The sequence below is a fragment of the Stenotrophomonas sp. YJH_SMC_58 genome (assembly GCF_059369635.1).
In genome coordinates, this window is the sequence record NZ_JCAFSW010000006.1 from 22,055 (window position 1) to 47,361 (window position 25,307).

20 protein-coding genes and 1 pseudogene are annotated in these 25,307 nt (G+C 67.6%); 13 read left to right on the forward strand and 8 right to left on the reverse strand.

Annotated features, from left to right (window positions below; all coding sequences use genetic code 11):
- The first annotated feature begins 15 nt into the window (after window positions 1–15).
- Window positions 16–1,419, forward strand: coding sequence for a glutamate--tRNA ligase (gene gltX, locus AC5P68_RS09700; RefSeq protein ID WP_049403562.1), 1,404 nt, complete (start codon window positions 16–18; stop codon window positions 1,417–1,419).
- A 34-nt stretch (window positions 1,420–1,453) separates the two neighbouring features.
- Window positions 1,454–1,945, forward strand: a complete 492-nt coding sequence (locus AC5P68_RS09705; RefSeq protein ID WP_495216593.1) for a transcriptional repressor — start codon at window positions 1,454–1,456, stop codon at window positions 1,943–1,945.
- Between the two features lie 60 nt (window positions 1,946–2,005).
- Here the strand turns inward: AC5P68_RS09705 and AC5P68_RS09710 are convergent, their stop codons facing one another.
- The 4 genes from AC5P68_RS09710 to AC5P68_RS09725 all read right to left on the reverse strand — a co-directional run bounded on the left by AC5P68_RS09710 (window position 2,006) and on the right by AC5P68_RS09725 (window position 7,818).
- Window positions 2,006–3,160 carry an HlyD family secretion protein gene (locus AC5P68_RS09710; RefSeq protein WP_049403564.1) on the reverse strand — a complete coding sequence of 385 codons (1,155 nt, stop codon included), beginning with the start codon at window positions 3,158–3,160 and terminating at the stop codon, window positions 2,006–2,008.
- A 10-nt stretch (window positions 3,161–3,170) separates the two neighbouring features.
- Window positions 3,171–4,844 (reverse strand): MFS transporter, encoded by a 1,674-nt coding sequence (locus AC5P68_RS09715; RefSeq protein WP_049456694.1) that lies wholly within the window; start codon window positions 4,842–4,844, stop codon window positions 3,171–3,173.
- Window positions 4,844–5,410: a TetR/AcrR family transcriptional regulator gene (locus tag AC5P68_RS09720; RefSeq protein WP_019659167.1), complete on the reverse strand. Its 567-nt coding sequence runs from the start codon at window positions 5,408–5,410 to the stop codon at window positions 4,844–4,846. The genes AC5P68_RS09715 and AC5P68_RS09720 overlap by 1 nt, the downstream gene beginning before the upstream one ends.
- A 200-nt stretch (window positions 5,411–5,610) precedes the next feature.
- Window positions 5,611–7,818, reverse strand: coding sequence for a TonB-dependent receptor (locus AC5P68_RS09725; RefSeq protein WP_049403566.1), 2,208 nt, complete (start codon window positions 7,816–7,818; stop codon window positions 5,611–5,613).
- Between the two features lie 135 nt (window positions 7,819–7,953).
- Between AC5P68_RS09725 and AC5P68_RS09730 the strand changes: the two genes are divergently transcribed.
- Together AC5P68_RS09730 and AC5P68_RS09735 are read left to right on the forward strand one after the other, a co-directional pair.
- Window positions 7,954–8,367 (forward strand): MerC domain-containing protein, encoded by a 414-nt coding sequence (locus AC5P68_RS09730; RefSeq protein ID WP_008264835.1) that lies wholly within the window; start codon window positions 7,954–7,956, stop codon window positions 8,365–8,367.
- 110 nt (window positions 8,368–8,477) lie between these two features.
- Complete coding sequence (locus AC5P68_RS09735; RefSeq protein ID WP_004150462.1) at window positions 8,478–8,657, forward strand: 30S ribosomal protein THX; 180 nt, start codon at window positions 8,478–8,480, stop codon at window positions 8,655–8,657.
- Window positions 8,658–8,757: 100 nt separating this feature from the next.
- Here the strand turns inward: AC5P68_RS09735 and AC5P68_RS09740 are convergent, their stop codons facing one another.
- From AC5P68_RS09740 to AC5P68_RS09750, 3 genes are all read right to left on the reverse strand, one after another.
- The gene (locus AC5P68_RS09740) at window positions 8,758–10,008 is read right to left on the reverse strand and encodes an alkaline phosphatase family protein (protein WP_033835538.1); all 1,251 of its coding nucleotides are present in this window, start codon (window positions 10,006–10,008) and stop codon (window positions 8,758–8,760) included.
- Window positions 10,009–10,429: 421 nt separating this feature from the next.
- Window positions 10,430–10,921 (reverse strand): methylated-DNA--[protein]-cysteine S-methyltransferase, encoded by a 492-nt coding sequence (locus AC5P68_RS09745; RefSeq protein ID WP_049402542.1) that lies wholly within the window; start codon window positions 10,919–10,921, stop codon window positions 10,430–10,432.
- The gene (locus AC5P68_RS09750; RefSeq protein ID WP_049402541.1) at window positions 10,918–12,396 is read right to left on the reverse strand and encodes a DNA-3-methyladenine glycosylase 2; all 1,479 of its coding nucleotides are present in this window, start codon (window positions 12,394–12,396) and stop codon (window positions 10,918–10,920) included. The genes AC5P68_RS09745 and AC5P68_RS09750 overlap by 4 nt, the downstream gene beginning before the upstream one ends.
- A 582-nt stretch (window positions 12,397–12,978) precedes the next feature.
- On the opposite strand from AC5P68_RS09750, the gene AC5P68_RS09755 reads away from it, so the two are divergent.
- The 4 genes from AC5P68_RS09755 to ubiM all read left to right on the forward strand — a co-directional run bounded on the left by AC5P68_RS09755 (window position 12,979) and on the right by ubiM (window position 16,405).
- Window positions 12,979–14,142, forward strand: coding sequence for a COG3904 family protein (locus AC5P68_RS09755; RefSeq protein ID WP_049402233.1), 1,164 nt, complete (start codon window positions 12,979–12,981; stop codon window positions 14,140–14,142).
- A gap of 58 nt (window positions 14,143–14,200) precedes the next feature.
- A complete protein-coding gene (locus tag AC5P68_RS09760) occupies window positions 14,201–14,746 on the forward strand; it encodes a DUF4019 domain-containing protein (protein ID WP_005408699.1) in 546 nt (181 codons plus the stop codon).
- A gap of 11 nt (window positions 14,747–14,757) precedes the next feature.
- Entirely contained in the window at window positions 14,758–15,147 is a 390-nt protein-coding gene (locus tag AC5P68_RS09765) for an MAPEG family protein (protein WP_049402234.1), read from the forward strand.
- Between the two features lie 79 nt (window positions 15,148–15,226).
- Window positions 15,227–16,405 (forward strand): 5-demethoxyubiquinol-8 5-hydroxylase UbiM, encoded by a 1,179-nt coding sequence (gene ubiM / locus AC5P68_RS09770; RefSeq protein WP_033835110.1) that lies wholly within the window; start codon window positions 15,227–15,229, stop codon window positions 16,403–16,405.
- A gap of 11 nt (window positions 16,406–16,416) precedes the next feature.
- Here ubiM and AC5P68_RS09775 read toward each other — a convergent pair whose 3' ends face one another.
- Window positions 16,417–16,638 carry an RNA-binding S4 domain-containing protein gene (locus AC5P68_RS09775; RefSeq protein WP_005408703.1) on the reverse strand — a complete coding sequence of 74 codons (222 nt, stop codon included), beginning with the start codon at window positions 16,636–16,638 and terminating at the stop codon, window positions 16,417–16,419.
- Window positions 16,639–16,905: 267 nt separating this feature from the next.
- Between AC5P68_RS09775 and AC5P68_RS09780 the strand changes: the two genes are divergently transcribed.
- The 5 genes and pseudogenes from AC5P68_RS09780 to AC5P68_RS09800 all read left to right on the forward strand — a co-directional run bounded on the left by AC5P68_RS09780 (window position 16,906) and on the right by AC5P68_RS09800 (window position 25,239).
- Complete coding sequence (locus tag AC5P68_RS09780; protein ID WP_495216597.1) at window positions 16,906–18,852, forward strand: DEAD/DEAH box helicase; 1,947 nt, start codon at window positions 16,906–16,908, stop codon at window positions 18,850–18,852.
- Between the two features lie 218 nt (window positions 18,853–19,070).
- Window positions 19,071–21,493, forward strand: a pseudogene (locus tag AC5P68_RS09785) (putative bifunctional diguanylate cyclase/phosphodiesterase).
- 109 nt (window positions 21,494–21,602) lie between these two features.
- A complete protein-coding gene (locus tag AC5P68_RS09790) occupies window positions 21,603–23,267 on the forward strand; it encodes a sensor domain-containing diguanylate cyclase (protein WP_033835113.1) in 1,665 nt (554 codons plus the stop codon).
- A 34-nt stretch (window positions 23,268–23,301) separates the two neighbouring features.
- Window positions 23,302–24,024, forward strand: a complete 723-nt coding sequence (locus AC5P68_RS09795; RefSeq protein ID WP_005408708.1) for a pseudouridine synthase — start codon at window positions 23,302–23,304, stop codon at window positions 24,022–24,024.
- Window positions 24,025–24,168: 144 nt separating this feature from the next.
- Entirely contained in the window at window positions 24,169–25,239 is a 1,071-nt protein-coding gene (locus tag AC5P68_RS09800; RefSeq protein ID WP_005412715.1) for a sensor domain-containing diguanylate cyclase, read from the forward strand.
- The last annotated feature ends 68 nt before the right edge of the window (window positions 25,240–25,307 follow it).

Consider the following 25,307-nt stretch of genomic DNA (forward strand, 5'->3'; position numbering starts at 1 on the left):
TTCCTCGAGCCGTCCATGACCTGCCGCACCCGCTTCGCCCCCAGTCCCACCGGCTACCTGCACATCGGTGGTGCCCGCACTGCGCTGTACTGCTGGCTGGAGGCCCGCCACCGTGGCGGCGAGTTCGTGCTGCGCATCGAGGACACCGACCGTGAACGCAGCACCCAAGGCGCGATCGACGCGATCCTGGAGGCAATGGAGTGGCTGGGCCTGGATTATGACGAGGGCCCGATCTACCAGACCGACCGCGTCGCCCGTTACCTGGAAGTGGCCGAACAGCTGGTGGCCGACGGCAAGGCGTATTACGCATACGAGACCCGCGAAGAGCTTGACGCGATGCGCGAGGCCGCCATGGCCAGGCAGGAGAAGCCGCGCTACAACGGCGCTGCGCGCGAGCTGGGCCTGCCGCGCAGGGATGATCCGAACCGCGTCATCCGCTTCAAGAACCCGCTGGAAGGTACGGTGGTGTTCGACGACCTGATCAAGGGCCGTATCGAGATCGCCAACAGCGAGCTGGATGACATGGTCATCTTCCGCCCGGACGGCTACCCCACCTACAACTTCGCGGTGGTGGTGGACGACTGGGACATGGGCATCACCGAGGTCATCCGCGGCGACGACCACATCAACAACACCCCGCGCCAGATCAACCTGTATGAAGGCATCGGCGCGCCGGTGCCCAGGTTCGGCCACATGCCGATGATCCTGGACGAGCAGGGCGCCAAGCTGTCCAAGCGCACCGGTGCGGCTGACGTGATGCAGTACAAGGACGCCGGCTACCTGCCCGATGCGCTGCTGAGCTACCTGGCCCGCCTGGGCTGGTCGCACGGTGACCAGGAGCTGTTCAGCCGCCAGGAACTGATCGACCTGTTCGACGTGAAGGACTGCAATTCCAAGGCCTCGCGCCTGGACATGGCCAAGCTGGGCTGGGTCAACCAGCACTTCCTGAAGACCGAGGACGTAGCCGCGATCGTGCCGCACCTGGTCTACCAGCTGCAGAAGCTGGGGCTGGACGTGGCCGCCGGCCCGGCTCCGGAGGATGTGGTGATCGCCCTGCGTGAACGCGTGCAGACCCTGAAGGAAATGGCCGAGAAGGCCGTGGTCTGGTACCAGCCGCTGACCGAGTACGACGAAGCAGCGGTGGCCAAGCACTTCAAGGCCGGTGCCGAGGTGGCGCTGGGCAAGGCCCGCGAGCTGCTGGCCGCGCTGCCGGAATGGACCGCCGAGTCGGTGGGGGTGGCCCTGCATGACGCGGCCGCAGCGCTGGAGATCGGCATGGGCAAGGTCGCCCAGCCGCTGCGCGTGGCCATCACCGGCACCCAGGTCAGCCCTGACATTTCCCATACCGTGTACCTGGCCGGCCGCGAGCAGGCCTTGAAACGCATTGATGTGGCCATCACCAAGGTAGCAACGGCCTGAGGCATCCTTGCCAGGCCCGAACCGGAGAACACGCATGCCCGCCAAGACCGCCATTGCCTGTACCGCCCCGCACCACCACGTCCACGACGCATCGGATTTCGTGGCGGTGGTCGAGCGCGTCTCGCGCGAACGCGGGCTGCGCCTGACCCCGATCCGCGCCAATGTGCTGAAGCTGATCGCCGAGGCCGGCAAGCCGGTCAAGGCCTACGAGCTGCTGGAATGGGTGCGCAACGGCAATGGCGTGGGCGCGGATGCCCCGCCCACCGTGTACCGCGCGCTGGACTTCCTGATGGCCAACGGGTTCGTGCACAAGCTGGAATCGGTCAATGCCTTCGTGGCCTGCCATCACCCCAGCAGTGCCGCGCATTCGGTGCCGTTCCTGATCTGCAACAGCTGCCACAGCGCAGTGGAGCTGGAGGACCGCGAGATCGTCACCCAGCTGGAGAAGCGCGCCAAGGAGCTGGGTTTCCAGCCGCAGGCGCAGACCCTGGAAGTGCATGGCCTCTGCGCGCGCTGCGCCGGCTAACGCAACGGTAGTGCCGGCCGCTGGCCGGCATTTTGGAAACGGTGCGACAGGGCCTGCGTCCTAGTCCATCGCCTTGGAACGGGTATCCACCCGCACGATCACCGACATGCCGGGCCGCAGCTGCTTTGCCAGCTTCTGATCCCTGTTGATCGATATCCGCACCGGCAGCCGCTGCACCACCTTGGTGAAATTGCCGCTGGCGTTGTCCGGGCGCAGCACGCTGAATTCCGACCCGGTGGCGGGCGCGATCTCCTGCACGCGGCCCCGCAGCACCTGGCCCTGGAACGCGTCCACCGAGAACGTGGCCGGCTGGCCGATCGCCATCCCCCAGGTCTGGCCTTCCTTGTAGTTGGCCACCACCCACAGCGTGTCAGGTACCAGGAACAGCAGCTGCGAACCGGCGGCGACGTACTGGCCCACGCGTACGCTGGCTTCGCTGATCTGGCCGTCGCGCGGCGCGTGGATCACCGTGTTGGCCAGATCGATGCGCGCCAGTTCCAGCTGCGCCTGCGCGCTCTCCACCTGGGCCTCCAGGCTCTTGCGCGCTACCTGGGTCGATACCAGGGTCTCCTCGGCGATGCGGATCTGCGCCTGCGACTGCTGGACGCTGGCCTGCGCCGAGGCCTGCGCGGTGCGGAACTTGTCGCGATCGTTGATCGACACCAGCTGCTGCGCGGCCAGTTCCTCGTAGCGCTTGGTCTCGTTGCGTGAGCGTTGCAGCTCCGCCTGCCCGGCCGACAACGTGGCGCGGGCGGAGGCAATCTGCGCACGGTTCTGCGCCTGGGACTGGTCCGAGTTGGCGAGGGCCGCGCGTGCGCTGTCCAGCGTCGCCTGCGCCTGGGCGACCCGCTGCGCATAGATGCGGTCATCGATGCGCAGCAGCGGCTCGCCTTCCTTCACGTGCTGGAAGTCCTTCACCAGCACTTCGGTCACGTAGCCGTTCACCTGCGGCGCCATCACCGTGATCTGGCCGCGCACGTAGGCGTTGTCGGTCACCATCACGCTGCTGGTGAACGGCCACAGGTGCCAGGCGCGCAGGATCAGCGCAATGCCCAGCAAGGCCACCACCACCATCACCACCACGCTGCGCGCGCTGGGCTTGAGGTACTTCGGCGCGACCGCGGGTTCTACCGGCGTAGGGGCAGGCGCCGCGTCGGTCGGCGGCGGTGGGGTCACGTTGTCGGCGTCGTCGGGTCGGGGCGGGACGGGAGGCATGGTCGAGAACTCAGCGGGGCGCGGCCGGCGTGGCCACAGCGGGGGAAGTGGGGTGGCGCTTGCGCCATTGCTTGAGCACGGCGGTGCGCAGCGACAGCAGCAGCAACCAGCACAGGAAGCCGATGGCCAACCAACCGCTCAGCGTGAACACATCATTGAAGCCGCGTACGTTGGCTTCGCGGCGCGTCGTCTGCGCCAACTGCGCGCTGCCCTGCGCGCTGCGCAGCACCGGATCGGTGGTCTGGGCGACGTACAGCTGCTGTTGGATGCGCAGGCGCTGTGCCACCACCGGGTCGGCTGGGTCGAGCTGGCTGGTCAGCGCGCTGGAATACAGCTGCTCGCGATGCAGCTGGAAGGTCCCCAGCACCGCCGAGCCGGCCAGGCCGCCCAGCGTCTGCGTGATCGACAGCGTGACCAGGAAGGTGATCATGTGGTCCACGCCCTGTTTCAGCGCGGCGGAAATGCCGAGCATGATCAACGGGCCCATGAACATGCCGGCACCGACCGAGGCCAGGAACTGGCTGGCGTAGAAGTCGTGCGGCCGATCCATGCTGGTGCGGTGCTGGTCGAAGAACGCGGCGGCGCCCAGCAGCAGGATCGCCATCAGCAGCTGCGGGATCAGCCGTTTGGGCCCGAAAGTCAGTGCAGTGCCGGCGATACCGGTGATCACGCCGGCAAGAATCACCACGAACAGCGGCCGCAACTGATCAGGGCCCATGCCGAGCGTGCGCATCAGGTTGACCACGCCGTAGGACTGCTCGGTGGTCAGGAAGCGGATCAGGAAGGCGCCGACGATGAAATGCAGTACGGGCAGGCTGGCCAGCCAGCGTGTCTGCAGCAGCGGATTGCGCCGGTAGTGCTCGATGATGAAGGCGGTGGTGGACAGCACGATCGAGGCGACCAGGGCCCAGCCCAGCCACGGCGTGTTGAGCCACCAGCGGGTGTAGCCCTGCGCCAGCACGATCACCAGCAGCGCGACGGCCGGTGCAAGCAGGGCAAAGGTGAGGAAGTCCAGCGGTTCGAAGGCCTTCACCTGGATGCCGGGCGGCAGCTTCAGCACCACCACTGCCGCGAACGCGCACAGTGCCAGCCCGGCTTCGAATGAGTAGAGCTGGTGCCACTGGCCGGTATCGACCAGGCCTGGCGACACGATCCAGGCAATCGGCACCGCCAGCTGCGAAAGGCCGACGCCGACCACCAGCAGATTGCCGGTAAAGCGGCGCGGCAGCGCCTGCAGCATGTACAGCGTGCCCAGTGTCGAACAGGCCGCACCCGCGAAGCCGCTGGCGGCGCGGGTCAGCATCGTGGTCTCGAAGCTGCCGACGAACAGGTGCAGCACCGCCAGGGCCGCGTACAGGCCCAGCCCGATCTCGGCGAACAGGCGGATGCCGTACTGCTGGCGGAACTTGAAGGCCAACAGGTTGGCGGTGACATTCACCATGGCATAGGCCGCCACCAGCCAGCTGCCCTGGGTCGGGGTCAGTGCCAGCTGGCCCTGCAGGAACGGCAGGTTGGCGGTGACCAGCGCATTGCCGAGGCCGCCGGTGATCGCCACCAGCAGTGATACCAGCGCATAGGCCGCGCGCCGATACGGCGGGTGCCAGGGCATCGATGCCGAACCGGGCATGGTCGGCTTTTCGTGCTCCTCCCAATCCGGAACCGGCTTCAGATACGGCTGGACCATCAACGGGCCTCGCTGGCAGCTCCCTGGAGACCCCCACGCAGCAGCTGCAGGGCGCGCCCGGCCAACTGAGCGCGCTCGTCGCGGGTCTTGCCGCGCAGGGCCGCACCCAGCATGCCCGAGATCAGTGAAATATCCGTCTTTTCCAGGTCGGCACGGCACAGCCCGGCGGCCTTGGCGCGCGCGATCGGTTCCTCCAGCAGGTCGCGCACGGTCTCGCGCGCGGCGCGCATGGACGGCACGTCCGAATCGACCGCACGCCAGTAATCGGCCAATGCCGGCGAATCAATGATGCGCTGGGCCATGCCCTCGAACACCTCGAACAGGGCGTCGTCGCGGTCGCCGAGCTGCTCGACCTGGCGCCGGATGCGGTCGACCGTGCGCTGCAGCAGCGCCTGGATCAGCGCGGTGCGGTCCGGGAAGTTGCGGTACAGGGTGGCGCGGCCCACCTGGGCGCGTTCGACCACCAGGTCCAGCGGGGCGGTGACACCGTGTTGGCCGAACACATGATCGGCGGCGTCGAGGATGAGGGCACGGCGGGCGGCGGCATCGGCACGTTGGGCAGTCATGGAATCATTTTCGGACAAAAGTGTCCGATTGGCGAGACATTGGGTGACGGGATTGTCCGCTTGTTGTGGTACGCACATCTTTGTGACGGATGTGTGATGGCGTGGGTCGAAATGAAAACGGGGGCCCGAAGGCCCCCGTGGAATGGCGTGGGGGTCAGAGCCCCTTCCTTCGAAAAGGGCTCTGACCCCGCCGTGCGCGATCAGAAGAACGCGCGGATGCCGAATGCGACACCACGGCCTGGCAGCGGCGAGTAGTCGCGCAGCAGCGAGGTATGCGGGCGCACTTCGCGGTCGGTCAGGTTGCTGCCATCCAAGAACACCTCGTAGCTGTTGGTGGCGTTGCGATCCCAGCGGTAGGCCAGGTGCGCGTCGACCAGGGTGTAGCCGTCGCTCGGGGCTTCGTTCTGGGCGACGTCCTTCTGGCGGCTGTAGCGCACCGCACCGACCGAAGCGCGCCAGCCGTCCTTCGACCAGCGCAGGTCGGCGCCGACGCGGGCCGGTGCGATACGCGGCAGATAGCCAGTGTTGGCCAGTTCCACCGTGTAGTTGTGGTTGTGGTCGCCATGCGGCACGGCGATGTCCAGGTTGCGGCTGCCGCTGCCATCCAGCTTGGCCTTCACGTAGTCGCCGAACAGGCGCAGATCCCAGTCACCGGCGCCGCCCTCGAACAGGTGCACCAGCGCTTCGGCCTCGGCACCGCGGAACACCGCGTCCTGCTGCGTCCAGATGCGCACCGGCAGGCCCTCGGTGATGCCGGTGTCGGCCAGGTAGATGAAGTCCTTGAACCTGGTCTGGTAGACCGACGCGGAGAAGTCCAGGCGCTCGCTGTGGGTGTGGATACCCAGTTCCACGCGCTGGCCGCGCTCGGTCTTCAGGTTGGCGTCGCCGATTTCCAGCGAACGGGTGGCGATGTGCGCGCCGGCGGCATACAGCTCTTCGTTGGTCGGTGCTCGCTCGGAGCTGTCCACGCCGATGCGCAGGTCAACGGCATCGTTGAGCTTCCAGATGCCTGCGGCAGACAGGTTGGTGGCACCGAAGGTGCGGCGGCGGTAGTCACCGCTCGGGTCCAGCTTGACCTGATCGTGGCGGCCGCCCAGTTCCAGCTTGAACGGGCCGAACTGCTTTTCCTGCAGCACGAACAGGCCGATGTTCTTCGTGCCGGTATCCGGAACGAACGCCTCTTCGCCCTTGGCACCGAAATCACTGTTGCCGAACTGCAGGCCGAAGGCGCCGTCCCAGCCGCCGATCTGCTGCTGCACCGCTTCCAGGCGCGCTTCGATGCCGCGGTTGGTGAAGCGGGTCGACGGCGTACCGGCTTCCAGCTCCACGTGTTCGTAGTCGGTGTAGGCCACGCGTGCGTTGATGTTCTTCAGGAACGAGACCGGGTTGTAGATGCCGGCCTTGGTCTCGAAGCGGTTCTGCACCATGTCGATGCGCACGTCGTGCTCGTCGCCGCCTTCCTCTTCGTCGCCATGGTCGTGACCGTGGTCATGGCCATGATCGTCACCATCGGCGTGCACGTGCGCGCCATTGGGAATGCCATAGTTGGTGCGGTAGGTGCTGGCCGACACGCCGAAGTAGCCACCGTCGCCCAGCCACGTTGCGCCGACGCCACCTGCGCGTGTGCGGATCGAACTGTTGTCGAGGCGGCCGCGGCGCGGTTCTTCGCCTTCCTCGCCCGCGTGGTCATGGTCGTGGTCGTCGTGGTGGTCTTCAAGGCTGTCGATCACCGCGTAACCGGGAATGCGGTAGTCGTCGCCATTGCGCACCAGGCCATCCACATGGAGCACGACGTTTCCGCTGACGCCATCGAGGCGGAACATGCCGCTGCGCTCGTTGTTCACCGAATTGCCGCGCAGTTCGGCACGACCGCTGAGCGGCCGCTCAGGCAGCTCGCGCGCGATGCGCCCGTCGACCACATTGACCGCACCACCAATGGCGCCGCTACCGAACAGCAGCGTGGCCGGGCCCTTCAGTACTTCGATCTGGTCGGCCAGGAACGGTTCGATGCTGGTGGCGTGGTCGGCGCTGACCGTGGACGCATCCATGTTGCCCATGCCGTTGGACAGCACGGCCACGCGCGGGCCTTCCTGGCCACGGATGATCGGGCGGCCGACGCCGGGGCCGAAGAAGGTGCTCTGCACGCCGGGCAGCTTGGCCACGGTATCGCCGAGGGTGCCGGCCTTCTGCTCGTCCAGGCGTTCACCGGCCAGAACCTCCACCGGGCGTGCCAGGGATTCGGCGTCACCCTGCAGCGGCGACGCGGTGACCTGCACCGACGACAGCTCGGTCAGGTGGCGGTCACGATGGGCGGTGTCCTGGCCGGCTGCAAAGGCGACGGATGGCAGCAGGGCGGCGAGGGCCAGGGCCAGGGAATGCGGCTTGAGCCGTGGGGTATGGGCGGGCATGGACGGGTCCTTTGTTACAATGTATCAATCGCGGGGCGCACGAATCCCGTCGATGGGACAGGGGGAGGGAAACCGTGCGGGTCGGAGAGGGATGTTATATTATTCCATAACGATTCGCCGAACCTGCTGGAAGTCATGTCCCTGTCCTCACGCCTGCGCCACCTGCTCGACCGTTTCGGCGCCACTGGTTCGATGCTGTGCGCGGTGCACTGCGCGGTGATCCCGGTGCTGCTGGCCGCAGCGCCTTCATTGGGGCTGTCGTTCTGGCTGAGCGACGGCGTGGAACAGGCGCTGGTGGTGTTCGTGACCCTGCTGGGGTTGTTCAGCCTGGTCTGGGGCTACCGCCGGCACGGTGCGCTGCGTGCGCTGGGCTTCCTGATTCCCGGCCTGGTCGCATTGTGGGCCGGCGTGCTGTATGACCCGCTGCACCACAATGCGGTGCCGCACGCGGTGGTGATGACCATCGGTGGCCTGCTGGTGGGTGTGGCCCATCTGGTCAACCTGCGCCTCAACCACGGTCACGTGCACGACGCCAGCTGCGCGCACTAGGCGCTCCGTGATAGGATTTTCGATCGTGCGCGGGGGCGCCCAGCAAGGCGGCCCCGCCGAACCCGTGTCAGTACGGGGTAACCAGATTTCACATTTGAGGAGTTGAAGACATGGGTAAGGGTGACCGCAAGACCGCCAAGGGCAAGCGCTACAACGCCAGCTATGGCAACGCCCGTTCGCACACCGCCAGCAAGGTCGCCGTAGGCGCCGCCGCTCCGGTTGCCAAGAAGACCGTGGCCAAGGCTCCGGCGAAGAAGGCTGTGGCGAAGAAGGCCGTCGCCAAGGCCTGATCCGGTCGAGCGACCGGTTCAATGAAAAACGCGGCGCCTGGCGCCGCGTTTTTTTATGCCTGTCCGGTGAGCCGAGCGTGGGTTCGGCTCTACAACCGCATCAGCGCAGTGTCTTCTTCAGCGTTTCCGGATTGCCATCGTTCGGCGCGGCCGGCACCTGCAGCAGGTGGGCCAGCAGCGGATAGACATCGACGTTGTCGAAGCCATCGATCACCAGGCCCTGGCGGAACGACGGGCCGCCGGCCACGAACACTGCGCGCATGGAAGGCAGTGCGTTGTCGTAGCCATGCGAACCTCGATCCTGCTTAGCACGCTTGGCGATCTTCTCCTGGTGCAGGGCATCCCAGCCTTCATCCATGACACAGACGATGGCCGGAACCCGCGGATGCGTGCCGTAGTGCCAGCGTGCCGGCAGGTTCTCCTTCTTCCAGCATTCGTAGTGCGCGTGGCGTCCGAGCAGGGCGCGTTCGGCTTCCGCTTCGCGGCCGGCGACCGGCGCAAAGCCCACCGACTGGCCCTGGCTGATATTGCGTGCAATGGCCGGGTCGGCCATCGACTCGGTGGCGATCACGTTGCCGTCGGCGACGCTGGCCATGCCGTGGTCGGAGACGACGATCACGTTGGTGGTCTTGGCCAGATCGCGCTGCTGCAGCCCGTCGAGCACCTGGCCGACGATCTGGTCGGCGCGCACGATGGCGTCGGCGTACTGCTTCGACCCGGGGCCGTAGTTGTGCCCAGCCTTGTCCACGTGTTCCATGTACAGCGTGGTGAGGCGCGGTGCATCGGCATCGGTCTGCGCCAGCCAGTCGAGCACGATGCCGGCCCGCTGCTCCAGCGGTTCCTTGCCGTCGTACACGCGCCACTTGCTGGGGCGCACGCCGCGGATTTCAGACTCACTGCCCGGCCACGCCGTGGCGGCCGAACGTACGCCAGCGTTCTCGGCACTGACCCAGATCGGTTCGCCACCCCACCAACCGCTGGTGGTGACCGCGTCGCGGTTGCTCAGTTCGAAACGGCCCAGGGTTGCATCGTCCATGCTGTTGTTGACGATGCCGTGGTGGTCCGGACGCAGGCCGGTGACGATGGTGTAGTGGTTGGGGAAGGTCAGTGACGGATAGGACGGCGTCATCCAGCGTGCACGCACGCCGCCGTCGATCAGTCGCTGCAGGTTCGGAGTGAGCCCACGGTCCAGCGCATCGGCGCGCAGGCCGTCGATGGAGATCAGCAGCAGCTTCGGAGGCGAAGCCGCAGCGGCGGAACCGGGAACGGAGGCGGAAGGGGCGGGCGCGGTGGTGCAGGCGGCCAATGGCAGCAGCAGCGCCAGCGCGCAGGTCAGGCGTACGGAAGTCATCCACGCATGATAAGCCCGCGCAATGACGCGCCCAAGACACGGCGCGCTATCGCGCGCCGTGTCCGCGCATTTTTCCTTATCCCCGCGCCTGTCGGCGCGCCCCCTTCAACAGGAAGGGGGCTTTTCTCCAGGCACAATTCCTGATGCTTCCATCCACGCATGGCGTGGATCTACCGTGTCGACCAAGGTCGACACCTACCAACAGTTGCGCAGAACGACGTTCGGACAGATCGCCGGAACCTGTCGAAGGCTGGGTGGGTCCGGTTGCAGGGGCGTGAGCGCCATGGATGGCGCGACCGAGCTTACAGGGACGTACTTGCAGCGTCCCCTGCAACTGGACCCACCCTGCCTCCCCGCAGGAAGCCCGCTGTTGCTGTTGCTCTAGCCTCTGCGGGTGCCGGGCGCAGCCCGGCCAGCCCTCTCAGGCGAACAGCGGGGCCTGGCGTTGTTCCAGCCGCAGCAGCGCGGCCTTGGTTTCCAGCCCGCCGCCGAAACCGGTCAATGCGCCGTTGCTGCCGATCACGCGATGGCAGGGCAGGATGATCGGCAGCGGATTGCGCCCGTTGGCCGCGCCGACCGCGCGGGTCGCACTGGGCTGGCCGAGGTGCTGCGCCAGCTGCAGGTAACTCCAGGTCTGGCCGAACGGAATCAGTGCCAGCGCCTGCCATACGCGCAGCTGGAACGGCGTGCCACGTGGCGCCAGCACAAGGTCGAAGCTGTTGCGCTCGCCGTGCAGGAACTGCAGCAGCTGTTCGCGCGCTTCCGGCAGCGCATCCGGTGCGTAGTCCCAGTCATCGCGTCCGCGTGCTGGATGGCGGTTTTCGGGGAAAAGCACGTGTGACAGGCCACGTTCGTCACCGGCGATGGTCAGTACGCCGATCGGGCTGTCGAAACGATCAAACAACAGGGTCATGTCGGTTCTCCAACGAACGTGCCGGACAGGTGCCACAGGTGCAGCACGGCGTAGGCGCGCCACGGGCGCCACGGTTGCGAGCGCGCTTCAGTTGCACGTTCGCTCAGGCGCTGGCCCTGTGCGTGGCCGAGCATCTGCTGCAGGACCAGATCGCCGGCGGGGAAGGCATCGGGCTGGCCGAGCCCGCGCAGGGCGATGTACTGCGCGGTCCACGGGCCGATGCCGGGCAATGCCACGCAGCGCGCAACAAAGTCTTCCAGGGCCTGCCCGGGTCCGAAGTCGAGCTGGCCGCTGGCACATGCAGCGGCCAGCGCACGCACCGTGGCGGCGCGGCTGCGCGGCAGGCCGATCGATTCCAGCGGCGCCTCGGCCAGCACCTCGGGCGCTGGGAACTGGCGATTGAACTCGGACGGCATGCCCGGCAGATGCGCCCCATACGCATCCACCAGACGCCGCGCAAAGGTAGTGGCGGCGGCGACGCTGACCTGCTGGCCGAGCACGGCGCGTACGCCGACCTCGAAGCCATCCCAGCCGCCCGGAACGCGCAGCCCCGGGCGTTCGGCGATGCCGCGTGCCAGCAGCGGTTCCTCGCCCAGGGCGGCATGGACCTGCTGCAGGTCGGCGTCCAGATCGAACACACGACGCACACGGCGCACGATGTCGGGGATCAGGCGCGGGTCGACCGCACCCAGCTGCAGACGCAGTTCCGGGCGCTTCGGGTCGGCGGTGACGCGCAGCAGGGTGGGGCGCTCGGGTGTGCCGAGCACGCGCTGGTAGCTGTCTTCGCCGATCAGTTCGATGCCAGGCAGGCTGCGCTTGCGCAGGAAGGCCAGCATGCGCGGGAAGTCCAACGGTGGGCGGTACACGAGCCGCAGTACCAGGCCGCCGTCATCGGCGGCCAGCGGCTGGTGCTGGCGACGCAGCGCCGTCGGTGCCATGCCGCAGCCCTGCAGGAAGGCGGTATTGAAGCGGCGCAGACTGTTGTAGCCGGCGGCCAGCGCAACATCGGTCACCGGCAGCGTGGTTTCGGTCAGCAGTTGCTTGGCCAGCAGCAGGCGGTGGGTGGCATGGATCTGCCCGGGTGTTGCGCCGAGATGTTCGACGAACAGGCGCTGCAGCTGGCGCGCGCTGAGGCCGATCTTCTGCGCGAGGTCTGCAACGCGCTGCTCCTGCAGGAAGCCGCCGTGGATGATGGCGAGGGCGCGCTGCACGGTCTGCCCGGCCAGTGCCTGCTGGGCCTGCGGTGCCAGTTCGGGGCGGCAGCGCAGGCACGGCCGGTAGCCGGCAGCAGCGGCCGCGGCAGCGGTCGGATAGTAGGTGATGTTGCGTGGCTTCGGCGGCGGCGCCGGGCAGACGGGGCGGCAATAGATGCCGGTGCTGCGCACGGCGGTGAAGAAAACGCCGTCGAAGCGTGCGTCACGGGCCAGGCGGGCGCGGTCGCAGGCGGCGGTGTCGAGGGCGAGGGCGGTGTCCATGGCGCCAGTCTAGGCGTGTGCGGGTAGGGATACTCGCCACATTCGGACATGGATGCTGAAGGGGGTCAGGCCGGGCCGCGCCCTGCACCCGTGGTAGTGCCGGCCGCTGGCCGGCAACTGCAACAGCAGAAGCTGGTTTCCTGCGGCAGGGCGGGGTGGGTCCGGTTGCAGGGGACGCTGCAAGTACCCCTCCGGGGCCCGGCCCAGCCGCTGGCGGCTGTGCGTTCGGGCGCTTGCGAAGCAGTGCTTCGCAAGCAAAGCGCCCTCACACATGTAAGCTCGGTCGCCGCTTGCTCGTGTGCGCTGTCCTGCGCACACGGCAAGACCGGGGTTGGGCGTCCTGCCCAACCCGCCCGAGGCATGCCTCGGGCCCATGGCGCTCACGCCCCTGAAACCGGACCCACCCCGCCTTCGACAGGTTCCTGCGACCTGTCTTGCGGGCGTTCTGCGCTGCTGTTGGTGGGTGTCGACCTTGGTCGACACGCTTTTCCCAAGGGTCAGAAGGGGTTCAGTGCCACGCGCTGAATGCGTGCCCCGGACGGGTAGACTGTGGCTCTTGCTCACGTGAAGACTGGTTGCCCGATGTCCGCCAAACTCCGCTGGTTGCCCCTGTTGTGCCTGGCCCTGGCGGGCTGCAGCCAGCTGGAGAATCCGGGCAATGTCACCGCCGCCGACAAGGCCGCGCGGGCGCCGGCCAGCGATGGTGAGAACATGGTGTCGATCAATGCCGCCGATGCACCACCACCGCCGGCGCCGCCGCGCAGCCGGGCGGATCGGCCGTGGCCGCAGGCGCAGTTGGAGAATGGCCGCGCCTGGGTCAGCTGCAGTACCGAGTACGCCGGTGAGGCGGGCGATGGCGTCGAGCTGGAGGGCCTGCAGCGCGAACAGGTCACCCAGGCACTGGCGCCGTGCGCCGAACGTGGCCTGATGCGCGTGCGTTACGCCGGCAAGATCAATCCGGGCTTTGCCGAGATGATGTGGCGGTTGGCCGTGGTCGCTGACGAGCAGAAGATCCACAAGCGCATCCTCGACCTGGATTCCAGCGGCGGCCAGGTGGAATCGGCGATCATCGCCGGCGACAGCATCGGTGAATCGGGCTGGACGATCTGGGTGCGCGAGGGCTCGATCTGCCACAGTGCCTGCGTGTTCGTGCTGGCTGCCGGTGACAACCGCCTGCTGTCGGGCAAGGTCGGCATCCACCGCATGATGCGGATCAGCTCGAAGGCCACCTCGCGCGCGGAACTCAACCGCGAGCTGCACGAGGTCTACGACAACGTGAAGGACTACCTGCAGCGCAACGGCGTGGCGGTGGGTGTGGCCGACCTGATGATGACCGTGCCCAACCGCAGCCTGCGCCTGCTGACGCAGGATGAGCTGCGCCAGTACGGCCTGGACGGCACCAACGCGGTGCAGGACGATCTGGAACGGATCAAGCAGATGCGGGCCTGTGGTGATGACTTCGTGCAACGCAAGGACGCGTTCCTGATTGCCTTCGACCAGCAGTGCAAGCGGGAAGGCGCCGACATGGAATCGATCAACAGCTGCGGCCAGGCGCTGAAGCAGCGCTTCGGTTTCCCGGATGCGGTGTGCCCGGAAGAAAGCCCACTGTCGGAGATCGATGTGGCAACGCTGCCACCGGCACCGCCGGAGCCGCCGCCGGTGGCCGAACAGGCGCCAGTGAACACCGCCGCGCCCGCCGCGCAGGCTGATGCGGCAGCGGTGGAGGGCAACGCCCCGGCACGCTGACGGCATAGTCACCGCGCTGGCGTAGACTGCGGTTCTCTCCAGAAAACCGGCGGTGTCCATGAAGCGCGTGCTCCTGCTGCTGTCCCTGCTGCCCCTGACCGCATTGGCGCAGGCACCTGCGCCGGCCACGCCGGCACCGGCTCCGGCACGCCCGGCCCCGGCCTCGCCAGCGGCTGCGAAGCCAGCCACCGCCGGCGCCCCGGCGTTGACCGCTGCACAGCAGGCCCAGGTGCAGAAACAGGATGCCGAGATGGGCGCTGCTGCATTGAAAGCCGCACAGCTGGTCGATGCCAACCGCGCCGGTGAACTGTGGGATGGCGCCTCCGCCGTCGCGCGTCGTGCGGTGCCGAAGGCCGCATTCGTCAGCCAGCTGACCACCGAGCGCACGCGCCTGGGTGCGCTGGCCGGGCGTGGCCAGCCCACCATCACCCGGGTCAAGTACAGCGCAGGTGCCGCGGTGCCGGAAGGGCTGTACATCAACGTCAGTTTCCCGACCCGTTTCGCCAACAGCGCGCAGCCGGTGCGCGAGCTGGTCTCGTTCCGTTTCGACGAGGACCAGGTGTGGCGTCTGGCCGGTTACAGCCTGCGTGCGTCGGCACCCTGAGGAGATGAATGATGGCAACTGAATTGACGATGCTGGCCTGGTCGGTCCTGCTCGGCTTCGTTTACATCTTCGCCACCTCCACCGTGGTCACCCGCGAGCGCGGGATGAAGTGGAATGCCTCGGCACGCGATGGCGACGCAAAGCCGGTCAGCCCTCTGGCCGGGCGCCTGCAGCGTGCGCAGGCCAATTTCCTGGAGACGTTCCCGTTCTTCGCCGCCGCCGCCATCGCGGTGGTCGTGGCCGGTCGCGGCAATGACACCACTGCACTGGCGGCGCAGGCCTACTTCTGGGCGCGTGTGGTCTATCTTCCCCTGTACGCCGCCGGCGTGCCCTACGTGCGCAGCCTGGTGTGGCTGGTGTCGCTGATGTCGATCCTGGCGCTGGTGTTCGCACTTCTGTAGGTCGGCCTGATCCAGATCAAGGTCGCTCAGGTGCGCGGCGCTATGCTGGCGCGGACTGAATCATCGGCAGGAGGCGCGCATGCGCAGGATGGACGTGGTGGTGGTTGGCGCCGGACCGGCAGGTCTGTGCTTCGCGCGCGCGCTGGCCGGCAGCGGGCTGCAGGTCGGGCTGGTCGAAGTGCAGCCGCGCCAGGCCCTGGCCGAGGCCGCCTTCGATGGCAGGGAGATCGCGTTGACCCATGCCTCGCGGCAGAGCATGGAGCAACTGGGTCTGTGGCAGCGCCTGCCGCAAGCCGAAGTCGCTGAGCTGCGCGACGCCAGGGTGATGAATGGCGGCTCGCCGTTCGCGCTGACCTTCGCCAGCAGCCAGGTCGACGGCCAGCCGCTGGGCTGGCTGGTACCCAACCATCTGATCCGCCGTGCCGCATGGGATGCGGTGCAGGGCCAGGACGGCGTGGAACTGTTCGACGGGCGCAAGGTGCAGGGCGTGCAAGCCGATGCACAGGGCCATGTGGTCAAACTCGATGACGGGAGCCAACTGCATGCGCGGCTGCTGGTGGCCGCTGACAGCCGCTTCTCCGCCACCCGCCGCATGCTCGGCATCGGTGCGCAGATGCGCGACTTCGGCAAGTCGATGCTGGTGTGCCGCATGCAGGTCGAGCGCGACCATCGCCACACTGCCTGGGAATGGTTCGGCTACGGCCGCACGATGGCGCTGCTGCCGCTCAACGAGGGCCAGGCCTCGGCGGTGATCACGCTGCCGCCGAGGCAGATCGAGGCGCTGCTGGCGATGGACGAGGTGGCCTTCGGCGAGGCCATCAGTGCTTGCTTCGAACATCGGCTGGGCCGGATGCAGCCGGTGGCCACGCCGCAGGCGTATCCGCTGGTAGGTGTGTACGCGCACCGTTTTGCTGGCGAGCGTTCGGCGCTGATCGGCGATGCCGCGGTCGGCATGCACCCGGTCACCGCGCATGGCTTCAACCTGGGCCTGGCCAGCGCACAGCGGCTGGCGCAGGGCATCGTCGCGCAGCAGCGTCGCGGTGCCGACATTGCCGCCGCCGGCATGCTGGCCAGCTACCAACGGGGTCACCGGCTGGCGTCGCGGCCGCTGTACGAGGCCACCAATGCGATCGCCAGCCTGTACACCGACGATCGCCGCCCGGCGCGGCTGCTGCGGGCGGCCGGCCTGCGCCTGGCGCAGGGCGTGGCACCGTTCAGGCAGCTGATTGCCTTGCACCTGACCCAGCGCGTAGCCTGAACAGCCTCACATCAGCCGGCGGCCAGCACCCGGATCTGGCTGTCGGCGAACTCGACCACCTGGCCTGCGCGGATCTTGCAGGCCTTGCGCAGTTCGACTTCGCCGTCGACCCGCACCAGGCCTTCGCTGATGACCATCTTGGCTTCGCCGCCGCTGGTGACCAGGTCGGCCAGCTTGAGCAGCTGCTTGAGTTCGACGTAGTCGCCGTCGAGGTCGAATTCGAGAATCTGCATGGAGCGGGGTTCCTGGGAAGAGGGGCGCAGGCCAGCGGCCGGGCCGGGAAGAGGGCGCGTATTGTGCGCCAGCACGGGGCATGACGGCACGCGCACGGAAAGCTGTACGCCTCGTTCAGGATCAATGCGGTATCATCCCGCTCTGAGCGAGTGAAATCTCCTCCGACCGAGCAGCGCCAGGGCACGCGATAAGAAGGGCGCCCAAAGCGCGGACCATCCCTTTTTTATCGCACTGCCAGGAAGACGGCAGTGCCTTCGGAGTTCCCCATGTCCCAAGATTCCCAAGCGCCGCTGCAGTTCGCGCAGCTCGGCCTGTCCGAGCCCGTGATGCAGGCGGTCACCGCCATCGGCTACGAAACCCCGTCGCCGATCCAGGCCGCCACCATCCCGGCGATGCTGGAAGGCCGCGACGTGCTGGGCCAGGCCCAGACCGGTACCGGCAAGACCGCCGCGTTCGCGCTGCCGGTACTGTCCAACATCGACCTGCAGCAGATCAAGCCGCAGGCCCTGATCCTGGCGCCGACCCGCGAACTGGCCATCCAGGTCGCCGAAGCGTTCCAGTCCTACTCGTCGAAGATCCCGGGCTTCCGCGTGCTGCCGGTGTACGGCGGCCAGCCTTACGGGCAGCAGCTGTCGGCGCTGCGCCGTGGCGTGCATATCGTGGTCGGTACCCCCGGTCGCGTGATCGACCACCTCGACCGCAGCACCCTGGACCTGTCCGAGCTGAAGACCCTGGTGCTGGACGAAGCCGATGAAATGCTGCGCATGGGCTTCATCGACGACGTCGAAGCGGTGCTGAAGAAGCTGCCGGAGCAGCGCCAGGTGGCCCTGTTCTCGGCCACCATGCCGCCGCAGATCCGCCGCATCGCGCAGACCTACCTGCAGGACCCGGTGGAAGTGACCATCGCGGCCAAGACCACCACCTCGGCCAACATCCGCCAGCGTTACTGGTGGGTGAGCGGCATGCACAAGCTGGATGCGCTGACCCGCATCCTGGAAGTCGAGCCGTTCGACGCGATGATCATCTTCGCGCGCACCAAGGCCGGCACCGAAGAACTGGCCAGCAAGCTGCAGGCCCGTGGCCTGGCCGCTGCCGCCATCAACGGCGACATGCAGCAGGCCCAGCGTGAGCGCACCATCGCCATGCTGAAGGAAGGCAAGCTGGACATCCTGGTCGCCACCGACGTGGCTGCGCGCGGCCTGGACGTGGAGCGCATCAGCCACGTGCTGAACTACGACATTCCGTACGACACCGAAAGCTACGTGCACCGTATCGGCCGTACCGGTCGTGCCGGCCGCAGCGGCGAGGCGATCCTGTTCGCCACCCCGCGCGAGAAGGGCATGCTGCGCCAGATCGAGCGCGCCACCCGCCAGCCGATCGAAGAGATGCAGCTGCCGAGCGTGGAAGCGGTCAACGACACCCGCATCAACAAATTCACCACGCGCATCACCGAAACCCTCGGTGCCGGCGGCCTGGACTTCTACCGCCAGCTGCTGGAGCGCTTCGAGAACGAGCAGAACGTGCCGGCCATCGAGATCGCCGCCGCGCTGGCCAAGATGCTGCAGGGTGACACCCCGTTCCTGCTGCAGCCGCCGGTGCGTGCCCCGCGTGAAGAGCGCGCCCCGCGCGAGCGTTTCGACCGTGGCGACCGTCCGGAGCGTTGCGATCGCTTCGACCGCAACGAGCGTGGTCCACGCTTCGAGCGTGGCCCGCGTCGCGACGACGCCGAAGGTGGTTTCGAGCAGCGTCCGCGCCGTGAGGTTCCGCCGCGTGGTGCACCGGAGCAGGGCATGGAGACCTACCGCATTTCGGTGGGCCACCAACATGGCGTGAAGCCGGCCAACATCGTCGGCGCCATCGCCAACGAAGCGGGCCTGGAAAGCCGATTCATCGGCCGCATCGACATCCACGACGACTTCTCGCTGCTGGACCTGCCGGCACAGATGCCGCCGGACGTGCTGTCGCACCTGCAGAAGGTGTGGGTGTCCGGCCAGCAGCTGCAGATGCGTGCGCTGGCTCCGGGTGAAGACACCAACCCGGCCCCGCGTCCGTTCAAGCCGCGCTTCGACAAGCGTGGCCCGGGCGGCCCGGGTGGTCCGCGTCGTGGTGGCCCGGGTGGTCCGGGTGGCCATGGTGGCGACCGCGGCGGTGACCGCGACAGCCGCCCGCCGCGTCGTGACGGCTTCAAGCCGCGCGGCCCGCGCATCTTCTAAGCCGCACCCGCATCCGTCCATGACAACGCCCGCCCCCGGGCTGGCGTACAGGAAAAGGGGACGGAGGGGATTAAGTCGTAAATGGCAGGCCATGCGCTTATGCCGAAAACGACTTAATCCCCTCCGTCCCCTTTTTCGCATGGCCCACACATTGCCGGTCATAGGCTGGGCCGGTTCCAAGGCAGGTTGTCACCGCAGCACATTCGGGGGGATCCGGGATGGGTAGAAGTGGCACGGACCAGCAGAGCCGGCGGGTGCCGATGACCCGTGGGCTGGGATTGCGCTTTGCGTTGTTGACGGGCATGGCGATCGGGTTGGTCGCGTTGTCCGCGTTGATCCAGGAACTGCAGGCAGCCTCGACGGCCTGGATTGCCGGCCAGGGGTACTGGTCACGAGGACAGCAGGATGCAACCGCTGCGCTGAGCCGCTACCTGGCGCGTGGCCATGCCCAGGACCTGGATGACGCGCGCCAGGCGCTGCGGATTCCATTGGGCGATCTGCAGGCCCGGCTGGCGCTGGAACAGGCGGTACCGGACGAGGAAAAGGCCAGGCAGGGCTTCCTGCAGGGTGGCAACGCGCGCGCCGATATCCCACGCCTGGTGTTCTCGTTCCGCTATGCACGCGACATCGGTGCATTCCGGGAAGCAACCACGCTGTGGCGACAGACCGACGATGATCTGTTGGCCATGCAGCGGCTGGTTGCCGAGCTGCAGTCGGGGCACGCCCAGGGCGTGCTGCCAGCGGCGGACCGCGATCGGTACCTGCAACAACTGCGTGATCTGGACCGGCGGCTGCAGGTGCAGGCGCAGGCATTTTCGCAAGCCTTGCTGCGCATGGCCACGATGGTACGGATCGCCACGCTTGTGGTCGGCGGGTTGTCGGTGCTGGCGATCAGCCTGATGGCGGTGGCCCTCGCGCGCCGCGTCGGCAAGGACCTGACCGAGCATGAAAGCCGCTTCCGTGCGGCCTTCTACCAGGCCAATGTCGGCATGCTCAAGCTCGACACCGACGGCAAGGTGATCGAAGCCAACCAGGCGATGGCCGACATCCTCGACTACCGACGCGACGTGCTGCTGCAGATGTCGCTCGGCGATCTGTTGATGGAAGGCGAACTGGTCATCGATGGCGTCGGCCGCATCGACTGGGACCGGCAGCTGCGGCCGAGTGAACTGCGCTTCTGCCGCCGCGATGGCAGCCTGGTGTGGGGGCGCTGGAGTGGCACCGGCGTGCGCAGCGCGGGAGGCGGCCTGTCGGTGTTTGCGATCATCGAGGATGTCAGCCAGAACCATGCATTGGCACGCGAGATCGAGCATCACGCCAGCCACGATCCGCTGACCGGCCTGATCAACCGCCGCGAGATCGAGCGGCTGCTGGAGCGTGCGCTGCTGCAGGTACGCAGTGATGGCGGTACGCATGCGCTTGCTACATCAACCTGGACCACTTCAAGCTGGTCAACGACAGCTTCGGCCATGCCGCCGGTGACCAGATGCTGCGCAGTTTCGCCGACTATCTGGTGGCGGCCGTGCGTGACGGTGACTGGGTCGGCCGCCTGGGCGCCGACGAGTTCGCCGTGTTCCTCGCCCATGCCGGGCAGGACGAAGCCAAGCGGGTGCTGCAGCGGGTGATCCGCAACCTGGGCCAGGCCACGTTCCCGATCAGCGAGGGCAGCCCGCAGCTGAGCTGCAGCATCGGCGTGGTCGAGGTCAGTGCAGATGCGCCGGACGTGAACTGGTTGATGAGTGCTGCCGACAGCGCCTGCTATGCCGCCAAGCAGGCCGGGCGCAACCGCGTGCACTGCTTCAATGAGAACCGCATGGCGCTGGAGGAGCGGCGGCAGGAGGCCGAGCGCCTGCAGGGCGTCAGCCTGGCGATGGCCGAGAATCGCATGCTGCTGTATGCACAGCGCATCGCCCGCGTTGGCGATCCGTCCTACCTGCACTACGAGGTGCTGGTGCGCATGCGTGGCACCGATGGCAGCCTGCATCTGCCCGGCCAGTTCATGCCGGCGGTGGAGCGCTATGGCATGGCGGTGGCGCTGGACCGGCACGTGCTCGGGCTGCTGTTCCGCCACCTGCAGGTGTGCCCGGCGCACGTGCGCCAGCTGGGCCTGTGCAACGTCAACGTGTCCGCGCAGTCGATCGCCGAGCCGGGATTCCTCGCCTTCGTCTGCGACCTGCTCGAGCGCAACCGCGCGCTGGCCTCCAAATTGTGCTTCGAGATCACCGAGACCGCGGCGATCAGCAACCTCAGCCAGGCCCGCGCCTTCATCGATGCGGTGAAGGCACGGGGGTGCCGGATGGCGCTGGATGACTTCGGCTCCGGCCTGTCTTCCTTCGGCTACCTGCGCCAGTTGCCGGCGGACATCCTGAAGATCGACGGCGCCTTCGTGCGCGACATGGATACCGACCCGGTCAGCCACGCCACGGTGCGCGCGATCAGCGAGCTCGGGCGCGAGTTGCAGATGGAAGTGGTGGCCGAGTGGGTGGAGACCGCCGAGGTTGCCGGTGCGCTGACCCGGCTTGGCGTGCAAGGGCTGCAGGGCTATGCCATCGAACGGCCGCAGCCGCTGGAGCGGCTGACCCTGGTCGATCTGCGCCCGGTACGGCTGGTCGCGGTGAAGGGGCCGCCGGCGGCTGGCTGAACCGCGGGCGCCGACTTTGGTCTACACATGCGTGGCGTGCCCGGCTGCGATAATGCGCGCCAGGGGCGGCGCGCAGTGGGCGCGGACGTAAGCAGGAACAGGACGTGGCGTGGGCGGCAGGCAGTGGCGGTATGGAACAGGAGCGGTGCTGGCCGTCCTGATGGTGTGGTTGGCGTTGCCGTGGCCGCTTCAGGCTGCAGAGGCCGTGCCGGGCCATGATTATCTCCTGGTCGGCGGCGCTACCGACGAGCCGACGCCGCACCGCGCATGCACGCCGGAGATGCTGTCCGGCGCCCGCCAGCAGGTGCTGGTACCGGCTCCGCCGCAGGGCTGGTCAGGCCAACCGCAGGCGCTGGACGTGTTCAACGTCTTTGCCGGTGAAGTGCGCGTCCAGCATGGCGACCGCGAGATCTGCGGCAACATGCACGACGCGCGCACCCGCGATTCACGTTTCCGGGCTGGCATCGGCCTGGTGGCGGTACCGCCGGCCGGCAGCCATGAGCCGTTCCTGGTCTCCTGGCAGACACCGCTGAAGGCACGTTGGGTACCGACCCTGCGGCTGGGCGCGCCCAGCCCGGTGCAGCAGAACGACACCGCCCGCCTGCTGGTGCGTGCGGCCTGCATCGCGGTGGCGATTGCGCTGGCGCTGTCGGCGTTGATGGCCTTCCTGACCACCCGGGACCGCAGTTTCCTGGTCTACATCGCCGGCACCACCGTGATGGTGCTGTGGCAGGCCATCCTCGGCGGGCTGAGCGGCTATCCGGAACCCTGGCTGCCGGTGGGCGAGCACGGCGCCTGGTGGCTGCTGGCGCTGACCGCTGCGACCCAGGCACTGGTGCTGCCGGCGCTGTGGCGGCTGAACGGAGGCGACCGCGTGCTGCCTCGATCGCGCCCGGCCCAACTGGCGGTGTTGTGGACCCTGATGGCGCTGGCCGTGCTGGTGCCGTGGCTGCGCTGGGAGCATCTGGCCTGGGTCGCGAAGGGCTTGCAGGTGTCCTATCTGTCCGGATGTGGCCTGGCACTGATGGTCGGCGTCTGGGCACGCTGGCGCGGCGACCGTTGGGCACAGGCGGGTCTGGCCGCGCTGGCACCGATGCTGGTACTGATCATCGCCGATGCCTGTGGTGCGGCGTGGCTGCTGGAATACCGGGTGGAGGCGCTGCAGCTGGCGGTGACCTGGCTGTTGATGATGGCCGCGTATGCGTTGAACCAGCGGCTGGGCCGGCTGCGCCAGCAGCGTGATGAACTTCGCCAGCTGGCCGAGACCGATGGCCTGACCGGGCTTCCCAACCGTCGCGCCGGACTGCAGCAGCTGGCCCGCCATCTGGAACGGGTGGACCGTGAGCGCGGCCCGTTGGTGATCGGCTTCCTCGACATCGACCTGTTCAAGGACATCAACGACCGCCACGGCCACGCAGTGGGCGACCAGGTGCTGGTGGCGGTGGCGCGTGCCCTGCGCGCGGCGGTACGCAGCCAGGACGAAGTGGTGCGGATGGGCGGCGAAGAGTTCCTGCTGCTGATGCCCGGCATGCCGCGCGAGGCGGCGTCGGCGCGGCTGGACCGCCTGCGCCAGCGCATCACCGAGGCTGGCCAGGCCCTGCAGGTGCCGGGGCTGGAGGTGACCGCCAGCATCGGCCTGGCGCAGTGGCGACCGGGCGAGGACGATCTGGCCGGGCTGCTGCGGCGCGCCGACCATGCCATGTACGTGGCAAAGCGGGCGGGCCGCAACCGGGTCTTCGACGGTGAGGAGCTCGATCCGCCCGCCCTGGCGTGAAGCGCAGCGGGCGGCGATGCCGGATAATGGGCCGATGACCACCCGACTCAACAAACATATCGCCGACACCGGCTTCTGCTCCCGCCGCGAGGCCGATCGCCTGATCGCCGCGCGCCGCGTTACCGTCAACGGCCATCCGGCCGGTACCGGCGCGGTGGTGGGCGAGGAAGACCAGGTGCTGGTCGACGGCCAGCCGCTGCGCGCCCGCGTGGCACGCAAGCCCGGCGCCCGCCGCCACGTCTACATCGCACTGAACAAGCCGGTAGGCGTCACCTGCACGACCGAAACTTCGGTCAAGGGCAACATCGTCGACTTCGTCGGCCACGAACAGCGCATCTTCCCGATCGGCCGCCTGGACAAGGAATCCGAGGGGTTGATCCTGATGACCAGCAACGGCGACATCGTCAACCAGATCCTGCGCGCCGAAAATGGCCACCAGAAGGAATACCTGGTGGCGGTGAACAAGCCGGTCACCGATGAGTTCCTGCGCGGCATGGCGCGCGGCGTGCGCATCCACGACCAGATGACGCTGCCGTGCAAGACCTCGCGCATCGCCAAGTTCGGCTTCCGTATCACCCTGCAGCAGGGCCTGAACCGGCAGATCCGCCTGATGGCCGCCGAATTCGGCTATCGCGTGACCCAGCTGCGCCGCGTGCGCATCGACAACATCAAGATCGGCGCGCTGAAGCCGGGCCAGTGGCGCAACCTGACCGAGCAGGAACTGCAGGGCCTCCTGCCGAAGCAGCTGGACTGGTAACGCGCGGTAGTGCCGGCCGCTGGCCGGCTGCTCCAAGCATCGAATGCGCGCGGGATGCCGGCCAGCGGCCGGCACTACCCGTTGTGCGGATTACGCGCCGGCATCAGCTAGACTTTGCAGTGACCTGCCGGAACGTGACGCTGCATGATCAAGCCCGACAAGCCTGCCAACGAAGCCCTTCGGCTCGAGGCGCTGTACCGCTACCGGATCCTTGATTCGCAGCGCGAGAAGTCATTCGACGACCTGGTGGCGATCGCCAAGGCGGTCTGCGGTACCTCGATGGCGGCGGTGACCCTGATTGACGTCGAACGGCAATGGTTCAAGTCGATCCAGGGCATCGACGCGGCGGAAAACCTGCGCAGCGAATCGATGTGTGGCCACGCCATCCTGCAGCCGCACCAAATCATGGTGGTTGAGGATGCGTTGCAGGACATCCGCTTCCACGACAACCCGGTGGTGACCGGCGACCCGCACATCCGCTTCTACGCCGGTGCGCCGCTGATCAGTTCCGATGGCCTGCCGCTGGGTACGCTGTGCGTGTTCGATGCACAGCCGCAGCACCTGCCCAGCGACAAGGCCGAGGCGCTGGCCGCGCTGTCACGGCAGGTGATGCTGGTGATGGAGCTGCGTCGTTTCGCGCTCGACATCCAGAAGCACATGCTGGAACGCGATGACTACGAGCGCCTGCTGTCGGAGTACCAGGACGTGCTGCTGGCGCAGAATGCCGACCTGGCCGAACAGAGCCGCACCGATGCGCTGACCGGCCTGCCCAACCGCCGCGCGATGGCAGCGGCACTGGAAGAGGCGGTTGCGGAGATCGATGGGCAACCGGGAGTAGCCTGCGTGGCCCTGCTGGACATCGATCATTTCAAGCACATCAATGACTTCCAGGGCCACGCCACCGGCGACCGGGTACTGGCCGAGCTGGGCGTGCTGCTGCGTTCGCATTTTGCCGGCCGTGGCATGGCCGCGCGCTATGGTGGCGAGGAGTTCGTGGCGGTGATGCCGGGCGCTGATCTGCGCACGGCCGAACTGCAATGCGAGTTCCTGCGCCTGGCCGTGGCGGATCTGCCGCTGGGATTCCCGGTCACGATCAGCATTGGTGTGGCCCAGCACCAGCCCGGTGAAAGCGTGGATGAGATGCTGGCGCGCGCCGACAAGGCGCTGTATCGGGCCAAGGGCAACGGTCGCAACCGGGTGGAGCTGGCGGGCTGAAACACGGCGGTTCGCGCGCTGAACGCATGCGACGCGTGGATGATTCGATGCCGCTCCAGTAGATCCAC

Bases quoted from the DNA above. Each gene is read 5' to 3' on its own strand.
- gltX (WP_049403562.1), top strand. From the start codon at position 16: ATGACCTGCCGCACCCGCTTCGCCCCCAGTCCCACCGGCTACCTGCAC.
- AC5P68_RS09705 (WP_495216593.1), top strand. From the start codon at position 1,454: ATGCCCGCCAAGACCGCCATTGCCTGTACCGCCCCGCACCACCACGTC.
- AC5P68_RS09710 (WP_049403564.1), bottom strand. From the start codon at position 3,160: ATGCCTCCCGTCCCGCCCCGACCCGACGACGCCGACAACGTGACCCCA.
- AC5P68_RS09715 (WP_049456694.1), bottom strand. From the start codon at position 4,844: ATGGTCCAGCCGTATCTGAAGCCGGTTCCGGATTGGGAGGAGCACGAA.
- AC5P68_RS09720 (WP_019659167.1), bottom strand. From the start codon at position 5,410: ATGACTGCCCAACGTGCCGATGCCGCCGCCCGCCGTGCCCTCATCCTC.
- AC5P68_RS09725 (WP_049403566.1), bottom strand. From the start codon at position 7,818: ATGCCCGCCCATACCCCACGGCTCAAGCCGCATTCCCTGGCCCTGGCC.
- AC5P68_RS09730 (WP_008264835.1), top strand. From the start codon at position 7,954: ATGTCCCTGTCCTCACGCCTGCGCCACCTGCTCGACCGTTTCGGCGCC.
- AC5P68_RS09735 (WP_004150462.1), top strand. From the start codon at position 8,478: ATGGGTAAGGGTGACCGCAAGACCGCCAAGGGCAAGCGCTACAACGCC.
- AC5P68_RS09740 (WP_033835538.1), bottom strand. From the start codon at position 10,008: ATGACTTCCGTACGCCTGACCTGCGCGCTGGCGCTGCTGCTGCCATTG.
- AC5P68_RS09745 (WP_049402542.1), bottom strand. From the start codon at position 10,921: ATGACCCTGTTGTTTGATCGTTTCGACAGCCCGATCGGCGTACTGACC.
- AC5P68_RS09750 (WP_049402541.1), bottom strand. From the start codon at position 12,396: ATGGACACCGCCCTCGCCCTCGACACCGCCGCCTGCGACCGCGCCCGC.
- AC5P68_RS09755 (WP_049402233.1), top strand. From the start codon at position 12,979: ATGTCCGCCAAACTCCGCTGGTTGCCCCTGTTGTGCCTGGCCCTGGCG.
- AC5P68_RS09760 (WP_005408699.1), top strand. From the start codon at position 14,201: ATGAAGCGCGTGCTCCTGCTGCTGTCCCTGCTGCCCCTGACCGCATTG.
- AC5P68_RS09765 (WP_049402234.1), top strand. From the start codon at position 14,758: ATGGCAACTGAATTGACGATGCTGGCCTGGTCGGTCCTGCTCGGCTTC.
- ubiM (WP_033835110.1), top strand. From the start codon at position 15,227: ATGCGCAGGATGGACGTGGTGGTGGTTGGCGCCGGACCGGCAGGTCTG.
- AC5P68_RS09775 (WP_005408703.1), bottom strand. From the start codon at position 16,638: ATGCAGATTCTCGAATTCGACCTCGACGGCGACTACGTCGAACTCAAG.
- AC5P68_RS09780 (WP_495216597.1), top strand. From the start codon at position 16,906: ATGTCCCAAGATTCCCAAGCGCCGCTGCAGTTCGCGCAGCTCGGCCTG.
- AC5P68_RS09795 (WP_005408708.1), top strand. From the start codon at position 23,302: ATGACCACCCGACTCAACAAACATATCGCCGACACCGGCTTCTGCTCC.
- AC5P68_RS09800 (WP_005412715.1), top strand. From the start codon at position 24,169: ATGATCAAGCCCGACAAGCCTGCCAACGAAGCCCTTCGGCTCGAGGCG.